Genomic DNA, 26,994 nt, shown 5'->3' with positions numbered 1-26,994 from the left:
GGGTGTCAGTCAGTTTTGCGCAGGCTTTTTGAAGACGTAGAACAAGTTCGGCTCACTCACCAGATACAACGTCCCGTCGTCATCCATCGCAATGCCTTCGGCTTGCGGCACCCTCTTCTGCAAACCCTGCCGCCCCTTGTTCAGCGACAAGGTACTCAGCGGCCGCCCGTCCACGTCCAGTTCCAGAATCAGTCCCGACTCGTCGGACAGCGCCAGCAAATGGCCGCTGCGCTCGTCGTATTGCAGGCTCGACAGATCGCGCACGAACATCCCGGCATCGCGCTTGGGGTTGTTGATCACGTGTACCGCGTAGGATTTTTCCGGGTTGAAGTGCGGAAAACCGTGCACCTCATAAATCAGCATCGGGTCACGCTCCTTGGCGACGAACAGGCGCTTGCCCACTGAGTCGTACGCGAGGCCTTCGAAGCCCTTGTTGCCACTCATGTGCACGCCGAGGGTCATCTGTTCGGCGTCCGCCGCATCAAGGAACGTGGTGTCCCGCTCCAGATGCACCTTGATCAGGCGTTGCTGGCGCTCGTCGGTGATCACATAGGTGTCGGCGCTGATGAACTCCACCGCTTCAGGATCGCCGAAGCCGATCAGCGCGATGCGCCGCAGGATTTTGCCTTCGAGCGACAACTCGACCAGCTCGGCATTCTTGTTGGTCACGGTGAACAGGCTTTTGCGCACCGGATCGTAGGTCAGCGCCGAGACATCGTCGTTCAGGCCGTCGATGACCCTGGCTTCGACTTCGACTCGGTATTGATCCAGACCAATGGCCTCGCTGCTCAACGGCTGCCACAAGGTATGCAGATTGAACCAGGCGCGCTCGAACAGGCGCAGGTATTGGCCGATCGCGATCAACACGATCAGGACAAAAACCGACAGGATGATAAACAGGGGCTTGGGGCGGGCAAGTCGACGCATTCAGGCAGGCTCGGGATCAAAACAGGCGGATGAAATATCACGCCTGTCTGAACTGAAGCTTAATGGCCACTTGCCTCAGGCCACAAGACAACCCTGCGGCAGCTCCTACATGAGGATTAGTGAAAGGTGGTTATTTCTGCTTTTCGAAGCGATAGAACAGGTTCGGCTCACTGACCATGTACAGCGTACCGGCGTCGTCCATGGTCACGCCTTCGGCGCGGGGGATGGTGTCCTTCAAACCATTGAAGCCGCCGAGCAGGGTCATGAAGCTGACCTGCTCACCCTTCTCGTCCAGCTCCAACAACAGATGCGAATCGGCAGACAGCACCAGGGTGTGGCCGGTACGCGGGTCGATCGCCAGCGCCGACAGGTTGCGGATATCCAGTTCATCGCTGGCCAGCTTCTGCTTGTCGCCCTTGAGGATCTGGCTGCCGTCGCTCTTCCAGGTGAACAACGCCGGCGGCCGCTCTTCGCCCAGCAGCAACTGTTGGTTGTGCGGATCCCAGGTGATTGCTTCGAATGCCTTGTTCTGGTTTTTCGACGGACCGAGATCGTATTTCGGGAAGTCGGCGATATTCAGCTCGCGGGTGTTGGCATCGACCTTGACGATGGTCAGCAGGTGTTCGCGCTCATCAACAATCGCCATCAGGCCGTTTTCCATCACGGTCACGCCCTCCGGATTGCTCCAGCCCACCAGCGGCATCTTGCGCAGCACATCACCCTGCAGGGTCAGTTCGACCAGAAACGGATTCTTGCCCATCACTGAAAACAGGGTTTTGGTCTGCGGGTTGTAGGACAGGTCCGAGGCCTCGTCCTTCTCCATACCCGGCAGCAGCTTGCCATCGATCACCGCCCGATAGTCCGGCAGCCAGATACTCGCCTTTTGCTCGGTCTGGCTCTCGAAGCGCTCGCGCAGCCACAGCAGGCCACGGTCGTCCCAGTGCATGGCAAACGCCAGGCCATACGCGGCGGCAAGCACCAGCAACAGCCAGACATACCAGCGCAGGGCGAAACGTGAGCGACGAGGAGGATTGAGCTGAGTGTGAGCTGACATCAGGGACGCGTTCCGAAAATTCAGGCTAAGGGTAATAGCACAAAGAGGCCGGCTCAGACGCCAGAATGCGAGGAATTATCCGGACAGGATGTGAAAAAAACGGCAAATGGCGGGATTGGCGTGTGCCGCCAACCTTCTTCAGGACACCACAAAGCGATGTGGGAGCGAGCACTGTGGTGAGGGGATTTATCCCCGATGGGCTGCGAAGCGGCCCCAAAAACTGGGACTGCTGCGCAGGCCATCGGGGATAAATCCCCTCACCACAACAGGCTCGCTGCCACAGGGTGTTACGGTTTCGCGGTTAGCGAACGCTGCTGCTGAAGCTGCTCGCGCCAACCAGTTCCAACACGATGTCGTCACCGACATTCAGCGGGCCGACGCCCACTGGCGTGCCGGTGAGGATCACGTCGCCGGCCTGCAGCGAGAAGCAGCCGGCCATGTGCTGGATCATCGGCACGATCGGGTTGAGCATCGCGCTGCTGTTGCCGTCCTGGCGTACTTCACCGTTGATGGTCAGACGAATGCCGATGTCGGTCAGGTCAGGGAAAGTGCTGCCGACCACGAACGGGGCAATCACCGCCGCGCCGTCGAACGACTTGGCGATTTCCCACGGCAGGCCCTTGGACTTGAGCTCGGCCTGTTTGTCGCGCAGGGTCAGGTCCAGCGCCGGAGCGAAACCGGAGATCGCGTCGAGCACTTCTTCACGGCTCGGCTTGGTCGACAGCGGCTTGCCGATCAACACGGCGATTTCCGCTTCGTAGTGCACCGAACCGCGCTCGGTCGGAATGCTGAACCCGCCTTCCAGCGGCACCACGCAACTGCCCGGCTTGATGAACAGCAACGGCTCGGTAGGCACCGGGTTGTCCAGTTCCTTGGCGTGTTCGGCATAATTACGGCCAATGCACACCACTTTCCCGATCGGGAAGTGAATGCGCGTGCCGTCGACGTACTGGTGCTGATAGCTCATTTACCGACTCCTGCCTTCATTGATTCATCAGGGATTGCCAATCAAACCGCGAAGATCTTGCCCGGGTTCATGATGCCGTTCGGGTCGAACACCGCTTTGACCGCTTTCATGTACTCGATTTCGACCGGCGAACGGCTGTACGTCAAGTAGTCGCGCTTGGTCATGCCGACGCCGTGCTCGGCGGAAATCGAACCGTTGTACTTCTCGACGGTTTCGAACACCCACTTGTTGACGGTCGCGCACTTGGCGAAGAACTCGTCCTTGCTCAGGTTATCCGGCTTGAGAATGTTCAAATGCAGGTTGCCGTCGCCGATGTGGCCGAACCAGACGATTTCGAAGTCCGGGTAGTACTCGCCGACGATCGCGTCGATTTCCTGCAGGAATGCCGGGACTTTCGACACGGTGACCGAGATGTCGTTCTTGTACGGCGTCCAGTGCGAGATGGTCTCGGAGATGTACTCGCGCAGCTTCCACAGGTTCTGCAGCTGGGTTTCGCTCTGGCTCATCACACCGTCCAGCACCCAGCCTTGCTCGACACAGTGTTCGAAGGTTTCCAGCGCCGTGTTGGCCACTGCTTCGCTGGTCGCTTCGAATTCCAGCAGCGCGTAGAACGGGCAGTCGGTTTCGAACGGCGCCGGTACGTCGCCACGCCCCAGCACTTTGGCCAATGCCTTGTCGGAGAAGAATTCGAACGCGGTCAGATCAAGCTTGCCCTGGAAGGCGTGCAGCACCGGCATGATCGAGTCGAAGTCGGCGGTGCCGAGGACCATCGCAGTGAGGTTTTTCGGCGCGCGATCCAGACGCATGGTCGCTTCGACCACAAAGCCGAGGGTGCCTTCGGCGCCGATGAACAACTGGCGCAAATCGTAGCCGGTGGCGTTCTTGATCAGGTCTTTGTTCAGCTCCAGCACATCGCCCTTGCCGGTAACCACTTTCAGGCCGGCGACCCAGTTACGGGTCATGCCGTAGCGAATCACCTTGATCCCGCCAGCATTGGTGCCGATATTGCCGCCAATCTGGCTCGAACCAGCGGAGGCGAAGTCCACCGGGTAATACAAGCCGTTCTCTTCGGCGACGTTCTGCAGGTGCTCGGTGACCACGCCCGGCTGACACACGGCGGTGCGGTCAGTGAGGTTCACGTCGAGAATCTGGTTCATGTAGTCGAACGACACCACCACTTCGCCATTCGCGGCGACGGCGGCGGCGGACAGCCCGGTGCGCCCGCCCGACGGCACCAGCGCCACCTTATGGGTGTTGGCCCAACGGACAATGGCCTGCACCTGTTCGATGGTCTTGGGAAACACGATGGCGCTTGGCGCGGGCGCGAAGTGCTTGGTCCAATCCTTGCCGTACGCATTCAGGGAGTCGGCGTCGGTCAGGACCTTGCCAGGCTCGACCAGGGTCTTCAGTTCATCAATCAGGGCAGGATTGGTCATCGACAGAACTCTCGAACAATTCATGGTCATCCTGAGAACGCTTCACGTCGCAGGAATGAGTGATTAGCGGGGCGGCTATGCTAGCATACCGACCCCGCAGGCCAGTGCCCAAGGCCAGTTCTGCGGTGACGGCTTTCTTGTCGTCCAGGTCAATGTCTGTTGACCATTTCCTGCCATTTTTCTCCGGGATACAGGTTTACGCAGATGAGCAAGACTTCTCTCGATAAGAGCAAGATCAAGTTCCTTCTTCTCGAAGGCGTCCACCAATCGGCTGTCGACGTCCTCAAGGCGGCGGGCTACACCAGCATCGAATACCTGACAGGCTCCTTGCCGGAAGCCGAGCTCAAGGAAAAGATCGCTGACGCTCACTTCATCGGCATTCGTTCGCGCACCCAACTGACCGAAGAGATCTTCGATCACGCGAAGAAGCTGGTCGCGGTCGGCTGTTTCTGCATCGGCACCAACCAGGTTGACCTGAGTGCTGCCCGCGAGCGCGGTATCGCCGTGTTCAACGCGCCGTACTCCAACACCCGCTCCGTCGCGGAACTGGTGCTGGCCGAAGCGATCCTGCTGCTGCGCGGCATCCCTGAGAAAAACGCTTCCTGCCACCGTGGCGGCTGGATCAAGTCCGCAGCCAACTCCTTCGAGATCCGTGGCAAGAAACTCGGCATCGTCGGCTACGGCTCGATCGGTACTCAGCTGTCGGTTCTGGCGGAAGGCTTAGGGATGCAGGTGTTCTTCTACGACACCGTGACCAAGCTGCCGCTGGGCAACGCCACTCAGGTCGGCAACCTGCACGAGCTGCTGGGCATGTCCGACATCGTCACCCTGCACGTTCCGGAAACCGCTGCGACCCAGTGGATGATCGGCGAGAAGGAAATCCGCGCCATCAAGAAGGGCGGCATCCTGATCAACGCCGCGCGCGGCACCGTGGTCGAGCTGGACGCCCTGGCGGACGCGATCAAGGACAAGCACCTGATCGGCGCGGCCATCGACGTGTTCCCGGTGGAGCCTCGCTCCAACGACGAAGAGTTCGAAAGCCCGCTGCGTGGCCTGGACAACGTGATCCTGACCCCGCACATCGGTGGTTCGACTGCCGAAGCACAAGCCAACATCGGTCTGGAAGTGGCGGAAAAACTGGTCAAGTACAGCGACAACGGTACTTCGGTGTCGTCGGTAAACTTCCCGGAAGTGGCCCTGCCGGCCCACCCTGGCAAGCACCGCCTGCTGCACATCCACGAGAACATCCCGGGTGTGATGAGCGAGATCAACAAGGTCTTCGCCGAAAACGGTATCAACATCTCCGGTCAGTTCCTGCAGACCAACGAGAAAGTCGGTTACGTGGTGATCGACGTCGACGCCGAGTACTCGGAGCTGGCGCAAGAGAAACTGCAACACGTCAACGGCACCATCCGTAGCCGCGTGTTGTTCTGATCCGACGCTGAGCGACAAAAAAAGGGAGCCTTCGGGCTCCCTTTTTCATGCGTGCGAAAACGTCATTCGACGTTGACGGTGATCTTTTTCGACACGATCGGCGGATCGAACGCCATGTGGCCGCTGTCGCCCAGCTCCAGTTGCAAGGTGTGCTTGCCCGGGGCCAGTTTGATTGTGGCCTCGGTTTGCGCCTTGCCGAAGTGCATATGGTTGGCGTCGGTCGGCACGACGGAACCGGCCGGAACGATTTCCTTGGCATCAATCAGCAGGTGATGGTGCCCGGTGTTCTTGGTGACGTCACCGGCGGGTGCCAGCGCAACGTCCTTGACCCCGAACTTGACCTTGAACTCCTGAGAAACCGTGGCCCCGTCTTCGGGAGAAACGATGAACACTTCGGCGCCCTTGGGTGCCGGGGTCGCTGCACTGGCCAGCACTGAAACACCCATCAACAGGCCAGCCAAGGCTGCTCGTGACATAAACGTTTTCATTCTCTTCTCCAGTTTTTCCGTAAAATCCGCGCGGTCATGACAACTTCATGACCATTCGTTGTCGAAGGCACTCGACAACCATAGCAAAGCGAGCCTGACTCAGAGCATCGCAATAATGATTTCAAAGGAGTGACCATGCGCTTTCTGCCTGGCCTGATCTGCCTGCTACCCCTTCTGAGCCCTCTGGCTCACGCCGAACTGATTGATGACGTCAACGACCGTGGCGAGTTGCGCATTGCCCTTGAGGCTAATACACCGCCCTTCAATTTCAAGGATGGCGACACACTCACGGGGTTCGAGGTCGAGCTTGGGCAACTGCTGGCCAACGAGCTGGATGTGCGCGCCGACTTCATCGTCACCGACGAAGCCGACCTGCTCCAGGGCGTTGAAAGCGGCAAGTACGACGTTGCGCTCAACCACATAGCACTGACACCTGAACTCAAGGATCGTTTCGACGTCAGCGAGCCTTACGGCAAGGTCGATTCGCAGCTGCTGGCGAAGAAGGATGAGCAGCCTCGACCGATGGTGCTGGTACAGGCGCTGACCGAGGAGAAGCCGAAGACGGCGGTGCCGGTGGAGTTGGCGATTCCGTTTCAGAAGGGTAATCCGGCGTTTCAGGCCAGTCTTGCGAGCGCGATGGAGCGGATCAAGGCAGATGGACGCTTGGCGGCATTGTCGCAAAAGTGGTTCACCGAACCCAAATGAACACATAAACCCTGTGGGAGGGGGCTTGCTCCCACTTGGGCTTTGTGGGGGGCTTTCAGTCGAGCTGGGTCAGGGCCACTGCGGCTTCAGGCAGTTCGAGCTCGCTGAAGACCTGCACACCATGGCGCTTGAGCAATGCTGCCGTCACGCCTTCGCCAGAGACTTTGACGCCACTGAACGTCCCGTCATAGGTCAGCAAATTCCCGCAAGAAGGACTGTTGGCCTTGAGCACCGCCACGCGGATGCCGTGCTTTTGCACCAGCGCCAGCGCTTGCCGCGCACCATCGAGAAACTGCGCGCTGACGTCCTCGCCCTCGCTGGTGATCACCGCCGCCTGGCCATCGAGCACTTCGGCGCCCTGCCCGCCGGGGATTTCCGCCGCAGCACGCGGGGTTGGCAAACCGCCAGCTACCTCTGGACACAGCGGTACCACGCGGCCCTCGGCGATCCACTGTTCGAGCAGATCGAACGGCCCGCTGGCCCCGCCGTCGTAACGCACGTGGTGGCCCAACAGGCAGCGGCTGACCAGAATCTTCTGCATATCAGAACGGCTCGTTGCCACGGCGGCGGAACCAGCCGGTCAGCGACAGGCGTTCGCGGTGCGCCGGCAGCACTTCATGCGGCACCTCACCGGAGAGGAACACCACCAGACAGCCGCCGGTGGGTTGCACGTCGTGGACCCGGTCTTCGTCCAGATACATGCGCAACTGACCGCCGTCTTCCGGCAGCCACGCGTCATTGAGATAGACCACCGCCGAAACCATGCGCCGGTCATCGTCGCGAAAACGGTCGACGTGCTTGCGGTAAAACGCGCCCGGCGGATACAGGGCGAAGTGGCACTCGAAATCCTCGAGCCCGAGGAACAGCCCGCGATTGAGCGCCTCGCGCAGGCTGTCCATCAGGTTCAGATAACGGTCGCTGGCCTCGGCCTGGCCCGGGTCGATCCACTGGATGTGGTCGCCACGAATACCCTCGCGAATCTCCGAAAACGGCCCACGGCCTACCGCTGCCGGCGCCAGCTCACCCTCGGCCTCACGTTTGCGGCACTCGGCCGCCAGCTCGCGGGTCAAACCTGCGGGCAGGAAAATGTTCTGCTGCGACCAGCCGTGTTCGGCCAGGTCGTCGACGATGCGTAACAGCAGCGGGTGTTCAGAGGATATTTGCATGGCGCGCATAGTATGTCGGCGGCAAGAAATCCGACAGAGCCACGCAGCGGCTTGCTACGAATTCTCGACAAGTACCGGCACCGCACGGAGAATAGTCCGCTGCTGACAGGAGTCCCTATGCGCCGTTTGCTTTTTTCACTGTTGATGTTCTGCGTTTTGCCCGCCTGGGCGGACGGCCACGATCAGTTGTACAAGATCGCCGGCTGGCCAGATCAACGTGCGCATTTCAATGATGCCCTGAGTGCCGCGCAGCAGCGCTACCAGAACAACCTGCCGCCGGCGGTGTTTCAAGCCCTGGTCAACAACAGCAACCAGCGCTTCGCCCCCCAGGCGATGGATCAGCGTGCCGAAGCGCAACTGCGCCAGCACCTTGCCGATCCACAACCGGCGCTGACTTTCTTCCAGTCACCGCTGGGCAAGAAAATCGTCGCCGCTGAATTACTCGCCACCCGTCGCGATCAACTGGCGAAGAACGCCAAGGGCCTGCCGAAGATGCAGGCCAGCGACAGCCGCCTGCTGATCATCGGCCATCTGGCCCAGGCCCTGCCCGCCCGCGAGGCCGGCGCGGAAGTCAGCCTGGCGATTGCCGGGGTGGCGGCGGACAGTTTGAGCTCGATGATCCCCGGCCTGCTCGGCGGCGGTCAGGCGCAAGGCATGCTGAACGGTCAGCGCCAGCGTCTGATGGAGCAGATCGGCGCCGATTTGAACAACACGCTGCTCTACGTTTATCGCGATCTGTCGGATGACGAACTGGAGCAGTTCGCGACCTTCGCCGAGTCCAGCGAGGGCAAGGCGTATTACCAGGCGGCGCTGGCGGCGATTCGGGCGGGGTTGGCGGTGGGGCAAAGCGCCTCGAACCACAGCCAGTAATCTTTATCGCCTTTCAGACCGCCATCGCGAGCAGGCTCACTCCTACAGGAGACCGCGATCAATTGTAGGAGTGAGCCTGCTCGCGATAAGGCCCTCGAAGACGCTAGAGATTCCGCCCCCTGATCCGCTTGTTCAGAAACTCGAAATACTCCTCGCGCATTTCCAGCGTCTCGTTCGCCAGATGATGCCGCGCCTGCGGCAGCAGCAGAATCTGCGGCCGGTCGAACTTCCACTTCAGCACCTGCAAGTTGTGCTGCCAATCCACGGTCATGTCCGCCTGCCCCTGAATGATCAGCGGCCGTCGCGGACTTTTTTTCGCGTGTTCCACACGGATGATCCAGCGCGACAGCGCACCGACCCACGCCGTCGGCAAGCGTTTGGGCTGTAACGGATCAGCCTGCAGGAACGGCAGGAAATCCGGGTCGTTGGAGTTCTCGCTGAAGCGCCGGGCGATGCCCCGCACGAAAGGCCTCAGCAGGTAATAACTGAGCTGCGACCAGCCCCAGGCGCGCGGACGCACCAGCGGTGCCAGTAGAATCAACTGACCCTGCGCCGGACTGTTCTCGCCATGATTGAGCACATGATCGACGACGATCGCGCCGCCAGTGCTTTGTCCGCACAGATGCCAGGGTTGCGGCAGGGCGATCGAACTGGCTTCGGCGAACAACGCCTGCAAGGCGTCCTGGTATTCGGAGAAGTCGCGGATGCTCGCTCGCGGCCCACTCGACAGACCATGGCCCGGCAAGTCGCAGGCGATCACCGCAAAATCCTGATCCAGCGCCCACTCGATCACATGCCGATACAGCCCGGTGTGATCGTAAAACCCGTGCAGCAGAAACAGCGTGCCCTTGACCTTCTCCGGCCACCAGCAATGGCTGACCAGTTCATAACCATCGACTTCGAAGCGGCCCATGCCGCGCCAGACATCACGCTCCGGGAAGTCGGTTTTATAAAACCGCTGATACGCTTTCGCCTCGTCCGACAACGGCTGCCACTGGGCCAAAGGCTTGAGGCTGGCGCGTAAATGATCGGCATCGAAAGTGTCAGGCATGCGGGTATTCCAAAGCGGTAAACAGACTTTATCGGCCTGCGATATTCATCTGTTGCGGCAAGCATGGCAAGCTAGCCCCCCTTCGAGGATCGAAAAACCATGCGCTCGCCCTACCGCACCGCACTGTTTGCCAGCCTGCTCGCGCTTGTGTGTGCCGGGGTGCTGTGGGCGGCGTACGACTGGTTTCAGGGGCGTTATCTGCGCGCGTTCAGTCAGCACACCGCGGTGTTTTCCGGGGATCCGTTGCGCCTGCCGGATGAACTGGCCGGCCCCGGCAAAATCCGTCTCGTGCACTTCTGGGACCCGGCCTGCCCGTGTAACGTCGGCAATCAACAGCACCTGACGGAAATGGTCGAGCAGTACGGCACGCGCGGTGTGGAATTCTTCGCCGTGCAGCGCACCGGCTCCCACGGCCAGTTGCCCGCCACCCTGAGCAATCTGAAAACCATCGCGGTATTGCCCGGCTCCGAGCAGATCCCGGCCAGTCCCGCCGTGGCGATCTGGGACCGCAGCGGCAAACTGGCGTACTTCGGGCCGTACAGCGAAGGGCTGACCTGCAATTCCAGCAACAGTTTTATCGAACCGATCCTCAATGCCCTGACCGATGATCGCCCGGTCAACGCCACGCACACCCTGGCGGTCGGTTGTTATTGCCCGTGGCCGGTGCTGGCGCAGTAAGACATTCCGGACTTTTCGAGGACAGCGATGCACGGCACGGAAGGTCTGTGCTAATTGTTTGCAGCCCGACGGGCGGCAATCCCGCATGCACAAGGAGTCACCATGAAACGCGTCTTCACCGTTCTTGCCTTGCTCATCGTTGTCCTGCTCGCCGGCGTCGGCGGGTACGTCTATAGCAAGCAACCGACGCGTCAGGGCCAGGTAGAGCTGCGCAATCTGCAGGGTTCGGTGACCGTGCGCTATGACGAACGCGGGGTGCCGCATATTCGTGCCGAGAACGAAACCGATCTGTATCGCGCCCTCGGCTACGTGCACGCTCAAGACCGACTGTTCCAGATGGAAGCCATGCGCCGCCTCGCGCGTGGCGAACTGGCAGAAGTGCTCGGGCCGAAGCTGCTCGACACCGACAAACTGTTCCGCAGCCTGCGCATCCGCGAACGCGCTGCCAGCTATGTCGCCAGTCTCGATAAGCAATCCCCGGCGTGGAAGGCCCTGCAAGCCTATCTGGACGGCATCAACCAATATCAGGACAGCCACGCCGCGCCGGTGGAGTTCGACGTGCTGGGCATCCCCAAGCGGCCGTTCACCGCCGAAGACAGCATCAGCGTCGCCGGTTACATGGCCTACAGCTTCGCCGCCGCGTTTCGCACCGAGCCGCTGCTGACCTACGTGCGCGATCAACTCGGCACCGATTACCTCAACGTCTTCGACCTCGAATGGCAGCCCAAGGGCGTGCTAGCCAAAGGTCACGCCAACAAGACGCCGGCCCTCGCCGCCGGCGACTGGCAAGACCTCAACGCCCTCGCCCGCCTCAGCGAGCAGGCGCTGATCGAAAACGGTCTGCCGCAATTCGAAGGCAGCAACGCCTGGGTGATCGCCGGCAGTCGCAGCCAGAGCGGCAAACCGCTGCTGGCCGGTGACCCGCACATTCGCTTCTCGGTGCCGTCGGTGTGGTACGAGGCGCAACTGTCGGCGCCGGGGTTTGAGCTTTACGGCCATCATCAGGCGCTGGTGCCGTTCGCGTTCCTCGGCCACAACCTGGATTTCGGCTGGAGCCTGACCATGTTCCAGAACGACGATCTGGATCTGATCGCCGAGAAGGTCAACCCGGACAACCCGAATCAGGTCTGGTACCACGGCCAGTGGACCGATCTGCTCAGCACCCAGCAGCAGATCGCGGTGAAGGGCCAGGCGCCGGTGACGCTGACCTTGCGCCAGTCGCCCCATGGCCCGATCGTCAACGACGCCCTCGGCACTGCCGCCGGTAAAACGCCGATCGCCATGTGGTGGGCGTTCCTCGAAACGCCGAACCCGATCCTCGAAGGCTTCTACCAGCTCAACCGCGCCGACACCCTGGCCAAGGCCCGCGCCGCCGCGACCAAAGTGCAGGCACCGGGGCTGAACATCGTCTACGCCAACGCCAAGGGTGACATTGCCTGGTGGGCCTCGGCGCTGTTGCCGAAACGCCCGGCCGGGGTGAAGCCGGAGTTCATTCTCGACGGCAGCAGCAATCAGGCAGACAAGGACGGCTACTACCCGTTCAGCGCCAACCCGCAGGAAGAAAACCCGGCGCGCGGCTACATCGTCTCGGCCAACTTCCAGCCGCTGTCGCCGACCGGGATGGAAATCCCCGGTTACTACAACCTCGCCGATCGCGGCCAGCAGCTCAACCGCCAGCTCAGCGACAAGAGCGTGAAATGGAGCAACGAGGCCAACCAGAAACTGCAACTGGGCACCACCACCGGTTACGGCCCGCGCACCCTGGCGCCATTGCTGCCGGTGTTGCGGGAAGTGGTGAGCGATCCGGCGCAGCTGAAACTGGTCGAGCAACTGGCGCAGTGGCAAGGCGACTATCCGCTGGATTCGGTCAACGCCACACTGTTCAACCAGTTCCTCTACGATCTTGCCGATGCGGCGATGCGTGATGAGCTGGGCAACGATTTCTTCGAAACGCTGCTCTCGACCCGGGTGATCGACGCGGCCCTGCCGCGCCTGGCGGCGAACGCCGATTCACCGTGGTGGGACAACCGCAAGACGCCGAACAAGGAAACCCGCGCCGACATCGTCAAAGCAGCGTGGCAGGCGAGCATGGCGCACCTGAGACAAACCCTCGGCGACAATCCGTCGGACTGGCATTGGGGCACAGCACACACCCTGACCCACGGTCATCCGTTGGGTCAGCAGAAGCCGCTGGATCGCATCTTCAACGTCGGGCCGTTCGCCGCGCCGGGTAGCCACGAAGTGCCGAACAACCTCTCGGCCAAGCTCGGCCCGGCGCCGTGGCCGGTGACTTACGGGCCTTCGACGCGGCGGCTGGTCGACTTCGCCGACCCGGCGCACAGCCTGACCATCAACCCGGTCGGCCAGAGCGGTGTGCCGTTCGACAGCCACTATGACGATCAGGCCGAGGAATACGTCGAGGGGATGTATGTGCAGGCGCACTTCAGCGAGGAAGAGGTGACGGCCAATACGCGCAGTACCTTGAAGCTGTTGCCGGCGCGGGCTGCCCAATAGTTCTCGGTTAGCCGGACGGGCCCTATCGCGAGCAGGCTCACTCCTACAGGTAACGCATTCCAATTGTAGGAGTGAGCCTGCTCGCGATCGGGCCCGCCAACTCAACACATCTCTCAGAGCATCAACGCAAAATTCAGCCGAAACTGCCGCGGCGTCACCCCCAACCGCCGATTGAACACACTGCGCATGTGCTGCGCATCGCGAAACCCGCACTGATAGGCCACGGTCTTCAGCGGTGCCGTGGTGCTTTCCAGCAGCACCCGCGCCGCATCCACTCGCGCACTTTCGACGAACTCTGCCGGGGTGACCCGAGCCTCACGGGCGAACACCCGGGAGAAGTTGCGCGCACTCATGTTCGCCGCGTTCGCCAGATCGGCAATCGTCAGATCGCCGGTGAGGTTGGCCAGCACATACAACTGCACCATCGCCACCGCTGACGTCGACTCCGCATGCGGTGTGAGGAACGGGCTGAACTGCGATTGCCCGCCCGAGCGCTGAGTGAACACCACCAGCCGCTTGGCCACGCTCAGCGCCACTTCAGCGCCGTGATCGCGGGCCAACAGGTACAACGACAGATCAATCCCGGCGGTGACCCCGGCCGAGGTGTAGAGCGCACCGTCCTCGACATACAGGCGGTCGGCCTCGACTTGAGTCGATGGACACAACAGTGCCAAGGCTTCGGCATCGTTCCAGTGGGTGGTCACGGTGCGCCCTTCGAGCAATCCCGCCCGCGCCAGCATGAACGCGCCGTTGCAGATCGAGCCAAAGCGCCGGGCACGGGTGCAGGCCTCGCGCAGCCAGGTGTCGAAAGGCTTGCCGAAATCCATGAACGGTAACTGCGGCCCGCCGGCCACCAGCAGCAGGTCATAAGCATCGTGCGCTTCGCTGAAGTGTCGGTGAGCGCTGAGGTTCAGGCCATTGGAGCAAGCCATCGGCCCACGTTCGAGGCCGATCACCTCCAGCTGGTAGTGATCCTCGGGCGGCAGAAACCGGTTGGCCTCGGCGAACACATCCATCGGCCCGCTGACATCCAGCGCCTGCACGCCGGGGAACACCACGATGGCGACGGTTTTGTTCATGAGCCTCCAATGTCCTCAATGCCTGTGGCAAACACAAATCCCTGTGGGAGCGGGCTTGCTCGCGAAAGCGTTGTGTCATTCAACAGACAAGTTGAATGTAAGGGCCATTTCGCGAGCAAGCCCGCTCCCACATGGGCCGTGCCTGCCTTGTTGATTGGGCCAACCCTAGCCAATCCAGGTTCAACAAGCGAGGTTGGCACGATTTGCAGGTCGATTGGCAAGGATCGCAGCCATGCGTTGATTGTCCGTTTAGTGCCTCGGGGAACAGACTTCGTCCATCAGCGCCACGACGGCGTTTTCGATGAGGATACCTTCATGAGCACGACCATTGCCGGCATCAAGATTCCCGACAGCGCCCTCGCCCGGGCCACCACCGAGTACATTCGCGACATTGAATCCGACCTGCTCTACCACCACTCGCGCCGGGTGTTTCTGTTCGGCGCATTGAGCGGCGAGCGCCAACAACTGGCCTACAACCCGGAGCTGCTGTATGTCGGCGCGATGTTCCACGACCTCGGTCTGGTCGAGGGCTATCGCAGTGCCGACGAGCGTTTCGAAGTGGATGGCGCCAACGCGGCAGCGGCGTTTCTCAAGCCGTACGGTCTGAGCGATGACGACATCGAACAGGTCTGGCTGTCGATTGCCCTGCACACCACACCGGGGGTGCCTAAGCATCTGCGTCCGACCGTGGCGCTGGTGACGGCGGGTGTCGAGATGGATGTATTGGGGATGGATTACGCGGCGTTCAGCAGCACCCAGCGCGAAGCGGTGGTGCATGCGCATCCACGCGGGGAAGGTTTCAAGGAATGCATCATCTGCGCGTTCGCCGACGGCTTGCGCCATCGTCCGCAGACCACGTTCGGCAACGTGAAGACCGATGTACTGGTGGATCAGGAGCCGGGGTTCAAGCCGATGAATTTTGTTGAGGTCATCCGCCAATCTCCTTGGACTGCATAAAACCGACTGTGGGGGTGTGCCCTGTGGTGAGGGGATTTATCCCCGATGGACTGCGTAGCAGTCCCTTTCTTTTTGAATCAAGAGAGGGGGCCGCTTCGCAACCCATCGGGGATAAATCCCCTCGCCACAAAAGCCCGCTCCCACAGTTGGATTTGGGTTGGCCTTGATAAAGGGGCCAACCCGATTTTGCTTTAAGCCGCTTCCGGCGCAGGCGCGCGGCGCACGTCCGGTTGCTTCCACGAATCGGCGGCGCCTTCTTCGATGGCTTGCTGGATGGCTTTCTTGCGCGCTTCTTCGGCGCGGCGGCTGAAGAACCACACCATGAACGTCACGATCGACACCGCCAGCAGAATCAGGCTGGCCACGGCGTTGATCTCAGGCTTCACGCCCAGACGCACCGCGGAAAACACTTCCATCGGCAGCGTGGTCGAACCCGGGCCGGAAACGAAGCTCGCCAGTACCAGGTCATCCAGCGACAGAGCGAACGACATCATGCCGCCCGCTGCCAGCGACGGCGCGATCATCGGGATGGTGATCAGGAAGAACACCTTCCACGGCCGTGCACCGAGGTCCATCGCCGCCTCTTCGATCGACAGGTCCAGCTCACGCAGACGCGCCGACACCACCACCGCCACATACGCCGCACAGAACGTGGTGTGGGCGATCCAGATGGTGACGATGCCGCGTTCCTGCGGCCAGCCGATCATCTGCGCCATGGCCACGAACAGCAGCAACAGCGACAGACCGGTGATCACCTCAGGCATTACCAACGGCGCCGTCACCAGGCCACCGAACAGTGTGCGGCCCTTGAAGTGGGTGATGCGGGTCAGCACGAAGGCTGCCAGCGTACCCAGCGCCACCGCCGCAACGGCGGTATAGCAGGCGATTTCCAGCGAGCGCACCACCGACCCCATCAGTTGGGTGTTGTCGAGCAGGCCGACGTACCACTTGATCGACCAGCCGCCCCACACCGTCACCAGTTTCGAGGCGTTGAACGAGTAGATCACCAGGATCAGCATCGGCAGGTAGATGAACAACAGACCCAGTACCAGCATCAGGCTGGAGAAACGGATGCGTTTCATTCTTTGCCCTCCATTTCCTTGGCCTGACTGCGGTTGAACAGGATGATCGGCACAATCAGGATCGCCAGCATCACCACCGCCAGGGCGGACGCCACCGGCCAGTCACGGTTGTTGAAGAACTCTTGCCAGAGCACTTTACCGATCATCAGGGTTTCCGGGCCGCCAAGCAGTTCCGGGATCACGAACTCGCCGACCACCGGGATGAACACCAGCATGCAGCCGGCGATGATCCCGTTCTTGGACAGCGGAATAGTGATTTTCCAAAAGCTGTTGAAGGTGCTCGAACCGAGGTCGGAAGCGGCTTCCAGCAGGCTCTGATCGTGCTTCACCAGGTTGGCGTACAGCGGCAGGATCATGAACGGCAGGTACGAATAAACCACGCCGATGTACACCGCGAGGTTGGTGTTGAGGATCTGCAGCGGCTCGTCGATAAAGCCCATGCTCATCAGGAAACCGTTGAGCAGGCCGTTGTTGCTGAGAATGCCCATCCACGCGTAAACGCGGATCAGGATCGCGGTCCAGGTCGGCATCATGATCAGCAACACCAGCACTGTCTGCAGCTCTTTACGGGCGCTGGCGATGGCGTAGGCCATCGGGTAGCCGATCAGCAGGCACAGCAGCGTGCTGAAGAACGCCATCTTCAGCGAGCCCAGGTAGGCGGCGATGTACAACTCGTCGTCGCCCAGCATCGCGTAGTTGCCCAGGTTCAGCAGCAATTGCAGCTTCTGCTCGGCGAAGGTGTAGATCTCGGTGTACGGCGGGATGGCCACGTCGGCTTCAGCGAAGCTGATCTTCAGGACGATGAAGAACGGCAGCATGAAGAACAGAAACAGCCAGATGAACGGAACCCCGATGACCAGTTGCCGGCCATTGGGAATTATTCGGTTGAGCCGTCGTTTGAACTTGCGCATGTTCATGAGCGAAGTACCACGCCGCTGTCGTCTTCCCACCACACGTAAACCTGATCGCCCCAGGTCGGACGCTGGCCGCGGCGTTCGGCGTTGGCAACGAACGATTGCACCAGCTTGCCGCTCGGCAATTCGACGTAGAACACCGAGTGACCGCCGAGGTAGGCGATGTCATGCACCTTGCCGCTCGACCAGTTGTATTCGCAGGTCGGCATTTCGGCGGTGACCAGCAGCTTCTCCGGACGAATCGCGTAGGTCACCGATTTGTCCTGCACCGAAGTGCTGATGCCGTGGCCGACGTAGATCTGCCGGTCGAGGTCTTTGCAAGTGATGGTCGCGTGGCCTTCGGCGTCGTCGATCACTTCGCCTTCGAAGATGTTCACGTTGCCGATGAATTCGCAGACCAGACGGCTGGTCGGGGTTTCGTAGATGTCGATCGGGCTGCCGATCTGGGCAATCCAGCCCAGGTGCATGATCGCGATGCGCTCGGCCATGGTCATGGCCTCTTCCTGGTCGTGGGTCACCATCACGCAGGTCACGCCCACGCGCTCGATGATCTCTACCAGCTCCAGTTGCATCTGCGAACGCAGTTTCTTGTCCAGTGCGCCCATCGGCTCGTCGAGCAGCAGCAGTTTCGGCCGCTTGGCCAGCGAGCGCGCCAGTGCCACACGCTGACGCTGACCGCCGGACAGTTGATGCGGCTTGCGCTTGGCGTACTGGCTCATCTGCACCAGCTTGAGCATCTCGGCCACGCGCGCATCGATCTCGGCGTTGGGGATCTTGTCCTGCTTGAGGCCGAAGGCGATGTTCTGCGCCACGGTCATGTGCGGGAACAAGGCGTACGACTGGAACATCATGTTGATCGGTCGCTCGTACGGCGGCATGTCGGTGATGTCGACGCCGTCGAGGAAAATGCGCCCCTCCGTGGGCCGTTCGAACCCTGCCAGCATCCGCAGCAGCGTGGATTTGCCCGATCCCGAGCCGCCGAGCAGGGCGAAAATTTCGCCCTTCTTGATTTCCAGGGACACATCGTCCACGGCAATCGTCTCGTCGAACTTCTTCGTGACCCGGTCGATTTTGACCAACACCTGTTTAGGTGTCTGGTCGCCCTCGAGGGCTTTCTTATAGGCGCCGGAGGCAACTGCCATTTACGAAACTCCCAGAAAAAAACAGTGCAGTTCGCCCCATGCGGACGAACCCAGGATAGTTTGTGCCTTACTTGCCCGACTTGACCTTGGTCCAGCTACGGGTCATCAAACGCTGAATATTGGGTGGCAACTCGACCGACACGTAAGTCTTGTCGAGGACTGCTTGCGGTGGATAAACCGCTTCATCGGTGCGAATGGACTGCTCCATCAGCTTGTCCGACCCGGGGTTAGGGTTGGCGTAACCGACGTAATCACTGACCTGGGCGATCACCTCAGGTTTCAGCAAATAGTTGATGAAGGCGTGGGCCTCTTTGACGTTGGACGAATCCTTCGGAATCGCCAGCATGTCGAACCACAATGCGCCGCCCTCTTTCGGAATCGAGTAGGCGATGTTCACGCCCTTCTTGGCTTCTTCGGCACGGTGCTTGGCCTGGAAGATATCGCCGGAGAAACCGATGGCCACGCAGATGTCGCCGTTGGCCAGATCACCGATGTATTTCGACGAGTGGAAGTAGGTCACGTAGGGACGCACGGCCAGCAGTTTGTCGGTGGCCTTGGCGTAGTCCTTCGGATTGGTGCTGTTGGCGTTCAGGCCCATGTAGTTGAGCACGGTCGGCATCATTTCATCGGCCGAGTCGAGGAACGCGACGCCACAGCTGTGCAGCTTCTTGATGTTTTCCGGCTCGAACAGCACGCTCCAGGAGTCGATCTTGTCGATGCCGAGCACCGCTTTGACTTTCTCGACGTTGTAGCCGATGCCGTTGGTGCCCCACAGGTACGGCACGGCGTACTGGTTGCCCGGGTCGTTCTGTTCCAGGCGCTTGAGCAGCACCGGATCGAGATTCGAATAATTCGGCAACTGCGACTTGTCGAGCTTCTGGAACGCGCCCGCCTTGATCTGCTTGCCGAGGAAATGGTTCGACGGCACGACCACGTCGTAACCGGTACGCCCGGCCAGCAGCTTGCCTTCCAGGGTCTCGTTGGAATCGAACACGTCGTACACCGGTTTGATTCCGGTTTCTTTCTGGAAGTCGGCCAGGGTGGTCTCGCCGATGTAATCCGACCAGTTATAAATATGCACCGTACCGGCGGCCTGGGCTCCGACAGCGATCGTCAGGCCGGCAGTGGCCAGCAGGGCTTTGCGCAAAGAAGAAAAAATAGGCAAGTGGAGGTCCTCTAAATTAGTTGGGCCCAAGTTGCCCCGCGTTACATGACAGCCATGGCTGCCCGGCAACCAAACCGGCGCGCAACTTACCCTCGAAAAACCGTTCCTGCAAAACTTCCTGTCATTTAATTGATCCGCTGGCCGCCGTCGCGGCGACGACGGCCAGCGGTTGCTGCGTCAAACCGGCTTATTTACCGGATTTGATCTTGGTCCAGCTGCGGGTCAGTTCACGCTGGGTAGCGGCCGGCAAGTCGGCGATCGCATACAGCTTGGCCTGCACGTCGGCTGGCGGGTAGATGCCTGGATCGGCGGTGATGTCCTTGTTCACGTACTGGGTCGCTTCGGCGTTACCGTTAGGGAAGCGCACAGCGTTGGTGATCTCGGCCATCACTTTCGGTTGCAGCAGGTAGTTCATGAACTTGTAGGCACCGTCGATGTTTTCCGCATCTTTCGGAATCGCGACCATGTCATAGAAGCTGCCGGCACCTTCCTTCGGAATGGCGTAGCTGACCTTGACCTTGTCACCGGCCTCGGCGGCACGGGACTTGGCCTGCTGCACGTCACCCGAGTAGCCGACCGCTACGCAGATGTTGCCGTTGGCCAGGTCCGAGATGTACTTGGAGGAGTGGAAGTAGGTGATCGAAGGACGAATCTTGAGGAACAGTTCCTCGGCTTTCTTGATGTCTTCTTTCTTCTGGCTGTCGGTTGGCAGGCCCAGGTAGTGCAGCGCGACCGGGAGCATTTCGGTCGGCGAGTCGAGGAAGCTCACACCGCAGCTCTTGAGCTTGGCGATGTTCTCCGGCTTGAGCAGAGTGTCCCAGGAATCGATGGTGTCGACGCCCAGTGCAGCCTTGACCTTCTCCGGGTTGTAGCCGATGCCGATCGAGCCCCACATGTACGGGAAGGCGTGCTTGTTGTCCGGGTCGCTGACCGAAACGGCCTTGAGCAGCGATTTGTTCAGGTTGCCGTAGTTGGACAGCTTGGACTTGTCCAGCTCCTGATAAACGCCCGCCTTGATCTGCTTGGCCAGGAAGTTGTTCGACGGCACAACGACGTCGTAACCGGACTTGCCCGCCAGCAGCTTGGCTTCCAGGGTTTCGTTGCTGTCGAACACGTCGTAGACGACCTTGATCCCCGACTCTTTTTCGAAGTTGGCGATGGTGTCCGGAGCGATGTAGTCGGACCAGTTGTAAACGTGCAGTACCTTGTCGTCCGCGTGAACCGCACCCGCCATCATGCCCGCGACGGACAGCGCGAGAAGAGTCTTGCCAGCAAGCTTTTTACCTAATGCCTTCATGCGTCATGCTCCAAATTTTTCTTTTTTGAACCACTTTGTTCAGCGGCCGAACCCGGACAACTGGAACCGCGGCTAGTCTGGCAAGATCGGAGGCGGTCTTTCAAGAAAAGGCCAACCTTTCTGACACCTTCGAGCGAGAGCACCGCAGCTCCCCCGCTCGAAGCCTAGCACTTAGGCCTGCAACGCACTGAGGGTCAGGTCCAGGCATTTACGTGCCTTGGTCACCAGCTCATCGATTTCTGCCTTGCTGATCACCAACGGCGGCGCAATGATCATGGTGTCGCCCACGGCGCGCATGATCAGGCCGTTATCGAAGCAGAACTGCCGGCAGATCATGCCCACGCCCCGCCCTTCGTAACGCTTGCGAGTGGCCTTGTCCTGCACCAGTTCGATCGCCCCCAGCAAACCGACCCCGCGCACTTCACCCACCAACGGGTGATCGTTGAGTTCGCGCAGACGTTTCTGCAAATACGGTGCCGTTTCGTTGTGCGCGTTCTCGATAATTTTCTCGTCGCGCAGGATCCGGATGTTTTCCAGACCCACCGCCGCCGCCACCGGGTGCCCGGAGTAGGTGAAGCCGTGGTTGAAGTCGCCGCCTTCGTTGAGCACCTTCACCACTTCGTCACGCACGATCAGGCCACCCATCGGGATGTAGCCGGAGGTCAGGCCTTTGGCGATGGTCATCATGTCGGGTTTCAGATCGTAGAAATCCGAACCGAACCATTGGCCGGTACGACCGAAACCACAGATCACTTCGTCAGCGACGAACAGAATGTCGTACTTGGCGAGGATTTCCTTGATGCGCGGCCAGTAAGTCTCTGGCGGAATGATCACGCCGCCAGCGCCCTGAATCGGCTCGGCAATGAACGCACCGACGTTGTCGACGCCGACTTCGAGAATCTTCTCTTCCAGCTGATTGGCCGCCCAGATGCCGAACTCTTCCGGCGACATGTCGCCGCCCTCGGCAAACCAGTACGGCTGCGCAATGTGGACGATGCCCGGGATCGGCAAATCGCCCTGCTCGTGCATATAGGTCATGCCACCGAGGCTCGCGCCCGCCACGGTCGAACCGTGGTAACCGTTCTTGCGGCTGATGATGACTTTCTTGTTCGGCTGGCCCTTGATCGCCCAGTAGTGCCGAACCATGCGCAGCATGGTGTCGTTGCCTTCGGAGCCGGAACCGGTGAAGAACACGTGGTTCATGCCTTGCGGGGCCACGTCGGCAATGGCCTTGGCCAGTTCCAGTGCCGGCGGGTGCGCGGTCTGGAAGAACAGGTTGTAGTAAGGCAGTTCGCGCATCTGCTTCGCGGCCGCGTCAGCCAGCTCATCGCGGCCATAACCGATCGCCACGCACCACAGACCCGCCATGCCATCGAGGATCTTGTTGCCCTCGCTGTCCCACAGGTACACGCCCTTGGCGTTGGTGATGATCCGTGGACCCTTCTCTTTCAGCTGCTTGAAATCGCTGAACGGGGCCAGGTGGTGATCGCTGCTCAGGGCTTGCCACTCACGGGTTTGCGGGTTGTTGCTGGTCATGCCAATTCTCCTTGTTATCGGTGAAGGCGCGGCTGTTGCCAGCCGCGCCCGGCGTATCAGACGGCGAAGAGCAGGTACTCACGCTCCCAGGAACTGATCACGCGCTTGAAGTTTTCATGCTCGGCCCGCTTGACCGCGACGTAGCCGGTGATGAAGGTCTTGCCCAGGTATTTCTCGATGGTCGCGCTGTTTTCCATACGCTCCAGCGCGTCTTCGATGGTCAGCGGCAGACGCAGGTTGCGGCGTTCATAGCCACGTCCGACCACTGGCGCGCTCGGGTTGAGGCCCTCGACCATGCCGATGTAACCGCAGAGCAGGCTCGCGGCAATCGCCAGGTACGGGTTGGCGTCGGCGCCCGGCAGGCGGTTTTCCACGCGGCGGTTCTGCGGGCCAGCATCCGGTACGCGCAGGCCCACGGTGCGGTTCTCTTCGCCCCACTCCACGTTCACCGGCGCCGAAGTGTCCGGCAGGAAGCGGCGGAACGAGTTGACGTTGGGGGCGAACAGCGGGAGCAATTCCGGGATCAGTTTCTGCAGACCACCGATGTGGTGCAGGAACAGCTGGCTCATGGTTCCGTCTTCATTAGAGAACACGTTTTTGCCAGTCTCGATGTCGATGATGCTCTGGTGCAGGTGCATCGCACTGCCGGGCTCGCCGGTCATCGGCTTGGCCATAAAGGTCGCGGCCACGTCGTGCTTGAGCGCGGCTTCGCGCATGGTGCGCTTGAACACCAGAATCTGATCGGCCAGGGACAGTGCATCGCCGTGGCGGAAGTTGATTTCCATCTGCGCCGTGCCGTCTTCGTGGATCAGCGTGTCGAGGTCCAGCTCCTGCAGTTCGCACCAGTCGTAGACGTCTTCGAACAGCGGGTCGAATTCGTTCGCCGCTTCGATGGAGAACGACTGACGACCGATTTCCGGACGGCCCGAGCGGCCGATTGGCGGCTGCAACGGATAGTCGGGGTCGTCACTGCGCTTGGTCAGGTAGAACTCCATCTCCGGCGCCACGATTGGCTGCCAGCCCTTGTCGGCATAGAGTTTGAGGACTTTCTTGAGGACGTTGCGCGGCGACAGCTCGATCGGGTTGCCTTGCTTGTCGTAGGTGTCGTGGATCACCTGGGCGGTCGGCTCTATCGCCCATGGCACCAGGTACACCGCGTTCTGGTCGGGACGGCAGATCATGTCGATGTCGGCCGGGTCGAGCAGTTCGTAATAGATGTCGTCTTCGACGTAGTCGCCAGTCACGGTCTGCAATAGAACGCTTTCTGGCAGGCGCATGCCCTTTTCGGCGATGAACTTGTTGGTCGGCGAGATCTTGCCCCGGGTAATACCGGTCAAGTCGCCGATCATGCATTCGACTTCTGTGATCTTGTGGTCTTTCAACCAATCGGTGAGCTGGTCGAGGTTGTTACTCATAAATGCCTCTGGGCTGAGTCTCCTGACATCGTGTCAGGCAAAGTTTGACGCCGTGGCGTCGCGTTAAAGGGGGCTTGCTTGCGCGCAGTACCGGCTTACGCCTGGCACCGCGCATAGACAATGAAAGAGGAGCTTACCTGCCCTTTACGCTGGCGTTGCATTTCCTGTGCACATTCAAGGCGTGCAGAATCATGAGCACGGCTTTGGGAGCGGCACAGGCTTTGGGACTCAAAGGGATCTATATTGGAAGGAGACGCCATAAACAGGATGCTGTCCCGTGCGTCCAGAATATCGGACGTTGCCGTTGGGCCTGATGCGCACGAGAACCTCGTCGACCCGCCACGAGCCATGCTGGCCGCGTCACGGACGGATTTGTCGCCACTGATGTGATGAGCATGCAGACCGGACTGTTGCGAGCAGTCGGTGATGCCGATTAACGGCAGGCGAGACATGAAGCACCCCGGTATTATTGCTGTTATGGGTTTGGTCGGAGCTTAGCCTTGTTCATTTTTTTACACAACACCCCCGTAAAAAATACAACACGGCCTGCTCAAGCCCGCGGGTGCCAAGCGTCCCCAAGACAAAAAACTGCCCCAAAGTGCCCCATAAATGCCCTCGCAGCGCTTTTTTAGGGCAAAAAAGGCCTCGCTTGACTTCGGCAGGCCGTTCGGGTTGACTGAAACCAGAAAAGATCAATGATTGATATTTTTAACAACAAAGGTGTTGCATCATGTCGGTACCCCCGCGTGCCGTTCAGCTTAACGAAGCGAACGCGTTCCTTAAGGAACATCCTGAGGTTCTGTACGTTGACCTTCTGATTGCGGATATGAATGGTGTGGTGCGCGGCAAGCGCATCGAACGCACCAGCCTCCACAAGGTTTACGAGAAAGGCATCAACCTGCCGGCCTCCCTATTTGCTCTGGATATCAATGGCTCTACGGTGGAAAGCACCGGCCTGGGTCTGGACATCGGCGACGCCGACCGGATCTGCTATCCAATCCCCGATACCCTGTGCAACGAGCCATGGCAGAAGCGCCCTACCGCGCAACTGTTGATGACCATGCACGAACTCGAAGGCGACCCGTTCTTCGCCGATCCGCGCGAAGTGCTCCGTCAAGTTGTTGCAAAGTTTGACGAGCTGGGCTTGACCATCTGCGCAGCCTTCGAGCTGGAGTTCTACCTGATCGACCAGGAAAACGTGAACGGCCGCCCTCAGCCGCCACGCTCGCCGATCTCCGGCAAACGCCCGCACTCGACTCAGGTCTACCTGATCGACGACCTCGACGAATACGTCGACTGCCTCCAGGACATTCTGGAAGGCGCCAAAGAGCAAGGCATCCCGGCCGACGCCATCGTCAAGGAAAGTGCCCCGGCGCAGTTCGAAGTGAACCTGCACCACGTCGCCGACCCGATCAAGGCGTGCGACTACGCAGTCCTGCTCAAGCGTCTGATCAAGAACATCGCCTACGACCATGAAATGGACACCACCTTCATGGCCAAGCCGTACCCAGGCCAGGCGGGTAACGGTCTGCATGTCCACATCTCGGTGCTCGACAAAGATGGCAAGAACATCTTTGCAAGCGAGGATCCCGAGCAGAACGCCGCGCTGCGTCACGCGATCGGCGGTGTGCTCGAGACCCTGCCGGCGCAGATGGCTTTCCTCTGCCCGAACGTCAACTCGTACCGTCGCTTCGGCGCGCAGTTCTATGTGCCGAACTCGCCGTGCTGGGGCCTGGACAACCGCACTGTGGCGATCCGCGTACCGACCGGTTCTGCCGATGCCGTGCGTATCGAACACCGCGTGGCCGGCGCCGACGCCAACCCGTACCTGCTGATGGCTTCGGTCCTGGCCGGTGTGCATCACGGTCTGGTGAACAAGATCGAACCGGGCGCTCCGGTCGAAGGCAACAGCTACGAGCAGAACGAACAAAGCCTGCCGAACAACTTGCGCGATGCCCTGCGCGAGCTGGACGACAGCGAAGTGATGGCCAAGTACATCGATCCGAAATACATCGATATCTTCGTCGCCTGCAAGGAAAGCGAGCTGGAGGAGTTCGAACACTCCATCTCCGACCTTGAGTACAACTGGTATCTGCATACCGTGTAAACGGATTGCAATCAGATAAAACGCCGTCGGCTGTCGTAGCCCGCGGCGTTTTTTTATGGCCCGATTTTGATCTGAATGGCCGCCTGCGGCGGTTCGGGAGCAAGCCCCCTCCCACAGGGGGCCTCAGCGAATGGGGATCGTTTGTACGCAGAAGATCAACTGTGGGAGGGGGCTTGCTCCCGAAGGCGTCCTGGCAGACAACACACGGCGCGGCTCGTACAATGCCCGCTGCCCCGCAGGAGACTTCCATGACGCGTCCCGCCCCCGTCCGCAAACCCCGTGCCCGCAGCCAGGCGCGGATCGACTCGATACTCGAAGCCGCGCGTACGCTGCTGGCCGCCGAGGGTGTGGCCAGTCTGTCGATCTACAGCGTCGCCGAACGCGCGCAGATTCCGCCGTCATCCGTGTATCACTTCTTCGCCAGCGTCCCGGCACTGCTCGAAGCGCTGACCGCCGACGTGCATGCGGCGTTTCGCGCCTGCCTGCAAGCGCCGATCGACCACGACGCCCTGCGCGACTGGCGTGACCTGTCGCGGCTGGTCGAAGAGCGGATGCTGGAGATCTACGACGAAGACGCGGCGGCCCGCCAGTTGATCCTCGCCCAGCACGGCCTGACCGAAGTGACCCAGGCGGACCGCCAGCACGACATCGAACTCGGCGACCTGATGCACAAGCTGTTCGACCATCACTTCGAATTGCCGCGCCTGCCCAGCGATGTCGATGTGTTCGCGCTGGCGATGGAACTGGGTGACCGCGTGTATGCGCGCTCGGTGCAGCAGCACGGGCAGATCACACCGCGCATGGCCGAGGAAGGGATGCGGGTGTTTGATGCCTATATCGGGCTGTATCTGCCGCCTTATCTGCCCAAAAGAATTCTCTAGCGTCTTTACCGGCCTCTTCGCGAGCAGGCTCGCTCCCACATTTGGAAAGCGGTTCCCTGTGGGAGCGAGCCTGCTCGCGAAGGCCGCACCGCGAACTTCAAGACAGACACAAAAAACCCCGAAGGGCTC

The 26,994-nt window shown here is 60.5% G+C and carries 24 protein-coding genes; 8 read left to right on the top strand and 16 right to left on the bottom strand.

Annotated elements, in window-relative coordinates; all coding sequences use genetic code 11:
* Window positions 1-9: 9 nt before the first annotated feature.
* The 4 genes from H043_RS0102220 to H043_RS0102205 form a co-directional block, all read right to left on the bottom strand.
* Complete coding sequence (locus tag H043_RS0102220) at window positions 10-927, bottom strand: SdiA-regulated domain-containing protein (protein WP_027610532.1); 918 nt, start codon at window positions 925-927, stop codon at window positions 10-12.
* A 130-nt stretch (window positions 928-1,057) separates the two neighbouring features.
* Entirely contained in the window at window positions 1,058-1,981 is a 924-nt protein-coding gene (locus H043_RS0102215) for an SdiA-regulated domain-containing protein (protein ID WP_027610531.1), read from the bottom strand.
* Window positions 1,982-2,282: 301 nt separating this feature from the next.
* Window positions 2,283-2,948 (bottom strand): fumarylacetoacetate hydrolase family protein, encoded by a 666-nt coding sequence (locus H043_RS0102210; protein ID WP_027610530.1) that lies wholly within the window; start codon window positions 2,946-2,948, stop codon window positions 2,283-2,285.
* A 41-nt stretch (window positions 2,949-2,989) separates the two neighbouring features.
* Window positions 2,990-4,384 (bottom strand): FAD-binding oxidoreductase, encoded by a 1,395-nt coding sequence (locus H043_RS0102205; protein ID WP_027610529.1) that lies wholly within the window; start codon window positions 4,382-4,384, stop codon window positions 2,990-2,992.
* Window positions 4,385-4,588: 204 nt separating this feature from the next.
* On the opposite strand from H043_RS0102205, the gene serA reads away from it, so the two are divergent.
* On the top strand, window positions 4,589-5,818 hold the full coding sequence (gene serA, locus H043_RS0102200) for a phosphoglycerate dehydrogenase (protein WP_003229219.1): 1,230 nt from the start codon (window positions 4,589-4,591) through the stop codon (window positions 5,816-5,818).
* A gap of 62 nt (window positions 5,819-5,880) precedes the next feature.
* On the opposite strand, the gene H043_RS0102195 is transcribed toward serA, so the two are convergent.
* On the bottom strand, window positions 5,881-6,306 hold the full coding sequence (locus H043_RS0102195; protein ID WP_027610528.1) for a DUF4399 domain-containing protein: 426 nt from the start codon (window positions 6,304-6,306) through the stop codon (window positions 5,881-5,883).
* 135 nt (window positions 6,307-6,441) lie between these two features.
* Between H043_RS0102195 and H043_RS0102190 the strand changes: the two genes are divergently transcribed.
* The gene (locus H043_RS0102190; protein ID WP_027610527.1) at window positions 6,442-7,011 is read left to right on the top strand and encodes a transporter substrate-binding domain-containing protein; all 570 of its coding nucleotides are present in this window, start codon (window positions 6,442-6,444) and stop codon (window positions 7,009-7,011) included.
* 55 nt (window positions 7,012-7,066) lie between these two features.
* Here H043_RS0102190 and H043_RS0102185 read toward each other — a convergent pair whose 3' ends face one another.
* A complete protein-coding gene (locus H043_RS0102185; protein ID WP_027610526.1) occupies window positions 7,067-7,552 on the bottom strand; it encodes a DUF523 domain-containing protein in 486 nt (161 codons plus the stop codon).
* 1 nt (window position 7,553) lies between these two features.
* The gene (locus H043_RS0102180; RefSeq protein ID WP_027610525.1) at window positions 7,554-8,186 is read right to left on the bottom strand and encodes a 2OG-Fe(II) oxygenase; all 633 of its coding nucleotides are present in this window, start codon (window positions 8,184-8,186) and stop codon (window positions 7,554-7,556) included.
* Between the two features lie 108 nt (window positions 8,187-8,294).
* Here H043_RS0102180 and H043_RS0102175 point away from each other — a divergent pair, with 108 nt between their 5' ends.
* Window positions 8,295-9,047, top strand: a complete 753-nt coding sequence (locus tag H043_RS0102175; RefSeq protein ID WP_027610524.1) for a DUF2059 domain-containing protein — start codon at window positions 8,295-8,297, stop codon at window positions 9,045-9,047.
* Window positions 9,048-9,150: 103 nt separating this feature from the next.
* Here the strand turns inward: H043_RS0102175 and H043_RS0102170 are convergent, their stop codons facing one another.
* A complete protein-coding gene (locus tag H043_RS0102170) occupies window positions 9,151-10,098 on the bottom strand; it encodes an alpha/beta hydrolase (protein ID WP_027610523.1) in 948 nt (315 codons plus the stop codon).
* 99 nt (window positions 10,099-10,197) lie between these two features.
* On the opposite strand from H043_RS0102170, the gene H043_RS0102165 reads away from it, so the two are divergent.
* Together H043_RS0102165 and H043_RS0102160 are read left to right on the top strand one after the other, a co-directional pair.
* Window positions 10,198-10,776: a DUF6436 domain-containing protein gene (locus H043_RS0102165; protein ID WP_027610522.1), complete on the top strand. Its 579-nt coding sequence runs from the start codon at window positions 10,198-10,200 to the stop codon at window positions 10,774-10,776.
* 102 nt (window positions 10,777-10,878) lie between these two features.
* Window positions 10,879-13,290, top strand: a complete 2,412-nt coding sequence (locus tag H043_RS0102160; protein WP_027610521.1) for a penicillin acylase family protein — start codon at window positions 10,879-10,881, stop codon at window positions 13,288-13,290.
* A 113-nt stretch (window positions 13,291-13,403) separates the two neighbouring features.
* Here the strand turns inward: H043_RS0102160 and H043_RS0102155 are convergent, their stop codons facing one another.
* Window positions 13,404-14,369 (bottom strand): GlxA family transcriptional regulator, encoded by a 966-nt coding sequence (locus tag H043_RS0102155; RefSeq protein ID WP_027610520.1) that lies wholly within the window; start codon window positions 14,367-14,369, stop codon window positions 13,404-13,406.
* Window positions 14,370-14,684: 315 nt separating this feature from the next.
* Here H043_RS0102155 and H043_RS0102150 point away from each other — a divergent pair, with 315 nt between their 5' ends.
* Window positions 14,685-15,326: an HD domain-containing protein gene (locus tag H043_RS0102150; RefSeq protein WP_027610519.1), complete on the top strand. Its 642-nt coding sequence runs from the start codon at window positions 14,685-14,687 to the stop codon at window positions 15,324-15,326.
* Between the two features lie 191 nt (window positions 15,327-15,517).
* Here the strand turns inward: H043_RS0102150 and H043_RS0102145 are convergent, their stop codons facing one another.
* From H043_RS0102145 to H043_RS0102115, 7 genes are all read right to left on the bottom strand, one after another.
* On the bottom strand, window positions 15,518-16,408 hold the full coding sequence (locus H043_RS0102145; protein WP_027610518.1) for an ABC transporter permease subunit: 891 nt from the start codon (window positions 16,406-16,408) through the stop codon (window positions 15,518-15,520).
* The gene (locus H043_RS0102140; RefSeq protein ID WP_171061891.1) at window positions 16,405-17,286 is read right to left on the bottom strand and encodes an ABC transporter permease subunit; all 882 of its coding nucleotides are present in this window, start codon (window positions 17,284-17,286) and stop codon (window positions 16,405-16,407) included. Before H043_RS0102140 ends, H043_RS0102145 begins: the two co-directional genes overlap by 4 nt.
* Window positions 17,287-17,321: 35 nt before the next feature.
* Complete coding sequence (locus tag H043_RS0102135) at window positions 17,322-18,464, bottom strand: ABC transporter ATP-binding protein (protein ID WP_003229245.1); 1,143 nt, start codon at window positions 18,462-18,464, stop codon at window positions 17,322-17,324.
* 67 nt (window positions 18,465-18,531) lie between these two features.
* A complete protein-coding gene (locus H043_RS0102130; protein ID WP_027610516.1) occupies window positions 18,532-19,629 on the bottom strand; it encodes a polyamine ABC transporter substrate-binding protein in 1,098 nt (365 codons plus the stop codon).
* Between the two features lie 187 nt (window positions 19,630-19,816).
* Window positions 19,817-20,926 carry a polyamine ABC transporter substrate-binding protein gene (locus H043_RS0102125; protein ID WP_027610515.1) on the bottom strand — a complete coding sequence of 370 codons (1,110 nt, stop codon included), beginning with the start codon at window positions 20,924-20,926 and terminating at the stop codon, window positions 19,817-19,819.
* A gap of 171 nt (window positions 20,927-21,097) precedes the next feature.
* Window positions 21,098-22,462, bottom strand: a complete 1,365-nt coding sequence (locus H043_RS0102120) for an aspartate aminotransferase family protein (RefSeq protein ID WP_027610514.1) — start codon at window positions 22,460-22,462, stop codon at window positions 21,098-21,100.
* A gap of 56 nt (window positions 22,463-22,518) precedes the next feature.
* Window positions 22,519-23,877 (bottom strand): glutamine synthetase family protein, encoded by a 1,359-nt coding sequence (locus H043_RS0102115; RefSeq protein ID WP_007967993.1) that lies wholly within the window; start codon window positions 23,875-23,877, stop codon window positions 22,519-22,521.
* A gap of 730 nt (window positions 23,878-24,607) precedes the next feature.
* Here H043_RS0102115 and H043_RS0102110 point away from each other — a divergent pair.
* Window positions 24,608-25,984, top strand: coding sequence for a glutamine synthetase family protein (locus tag H043_RS0102110; protein ID WP_003229254.1), 1,377 nt, complete (start codon window positions 24,608-24,610; stop codon window positions 25,982-25,984).
* Window positions 25,985-26,232: 248 nt separating this feature from the next.
* Window positions 26,233-26,865 (top strand): TetR/AcrR family transcriptional regulator, encoded by a 633-nt coding sequence (locus H043_RS0102105; RefSeq protein WP_027610513.1) that lies wholly within the window; start codon window positions 26,233-26,235, stop codon window positions 26,863-26,865.
* Window positions 26,866-26,994: the final 129 nt, after the last annotated feature.

This window comes from Pseudomonas sp. URIL14HWK12:I6 (assembly GCF_000514195.1).
In the GTDB taxonomy this organism is placed as follows: domain Bacteria; phylum Pseudomonadota; class Gammaproteobacteria; order Pseudomonadales; family Pseudomonadaceae; genus Aquipseudomonas; species Aquipseudomonas putida_A.
This window is presented reverse-complemented; position numbering and strand designations above follow the sequence as displayed.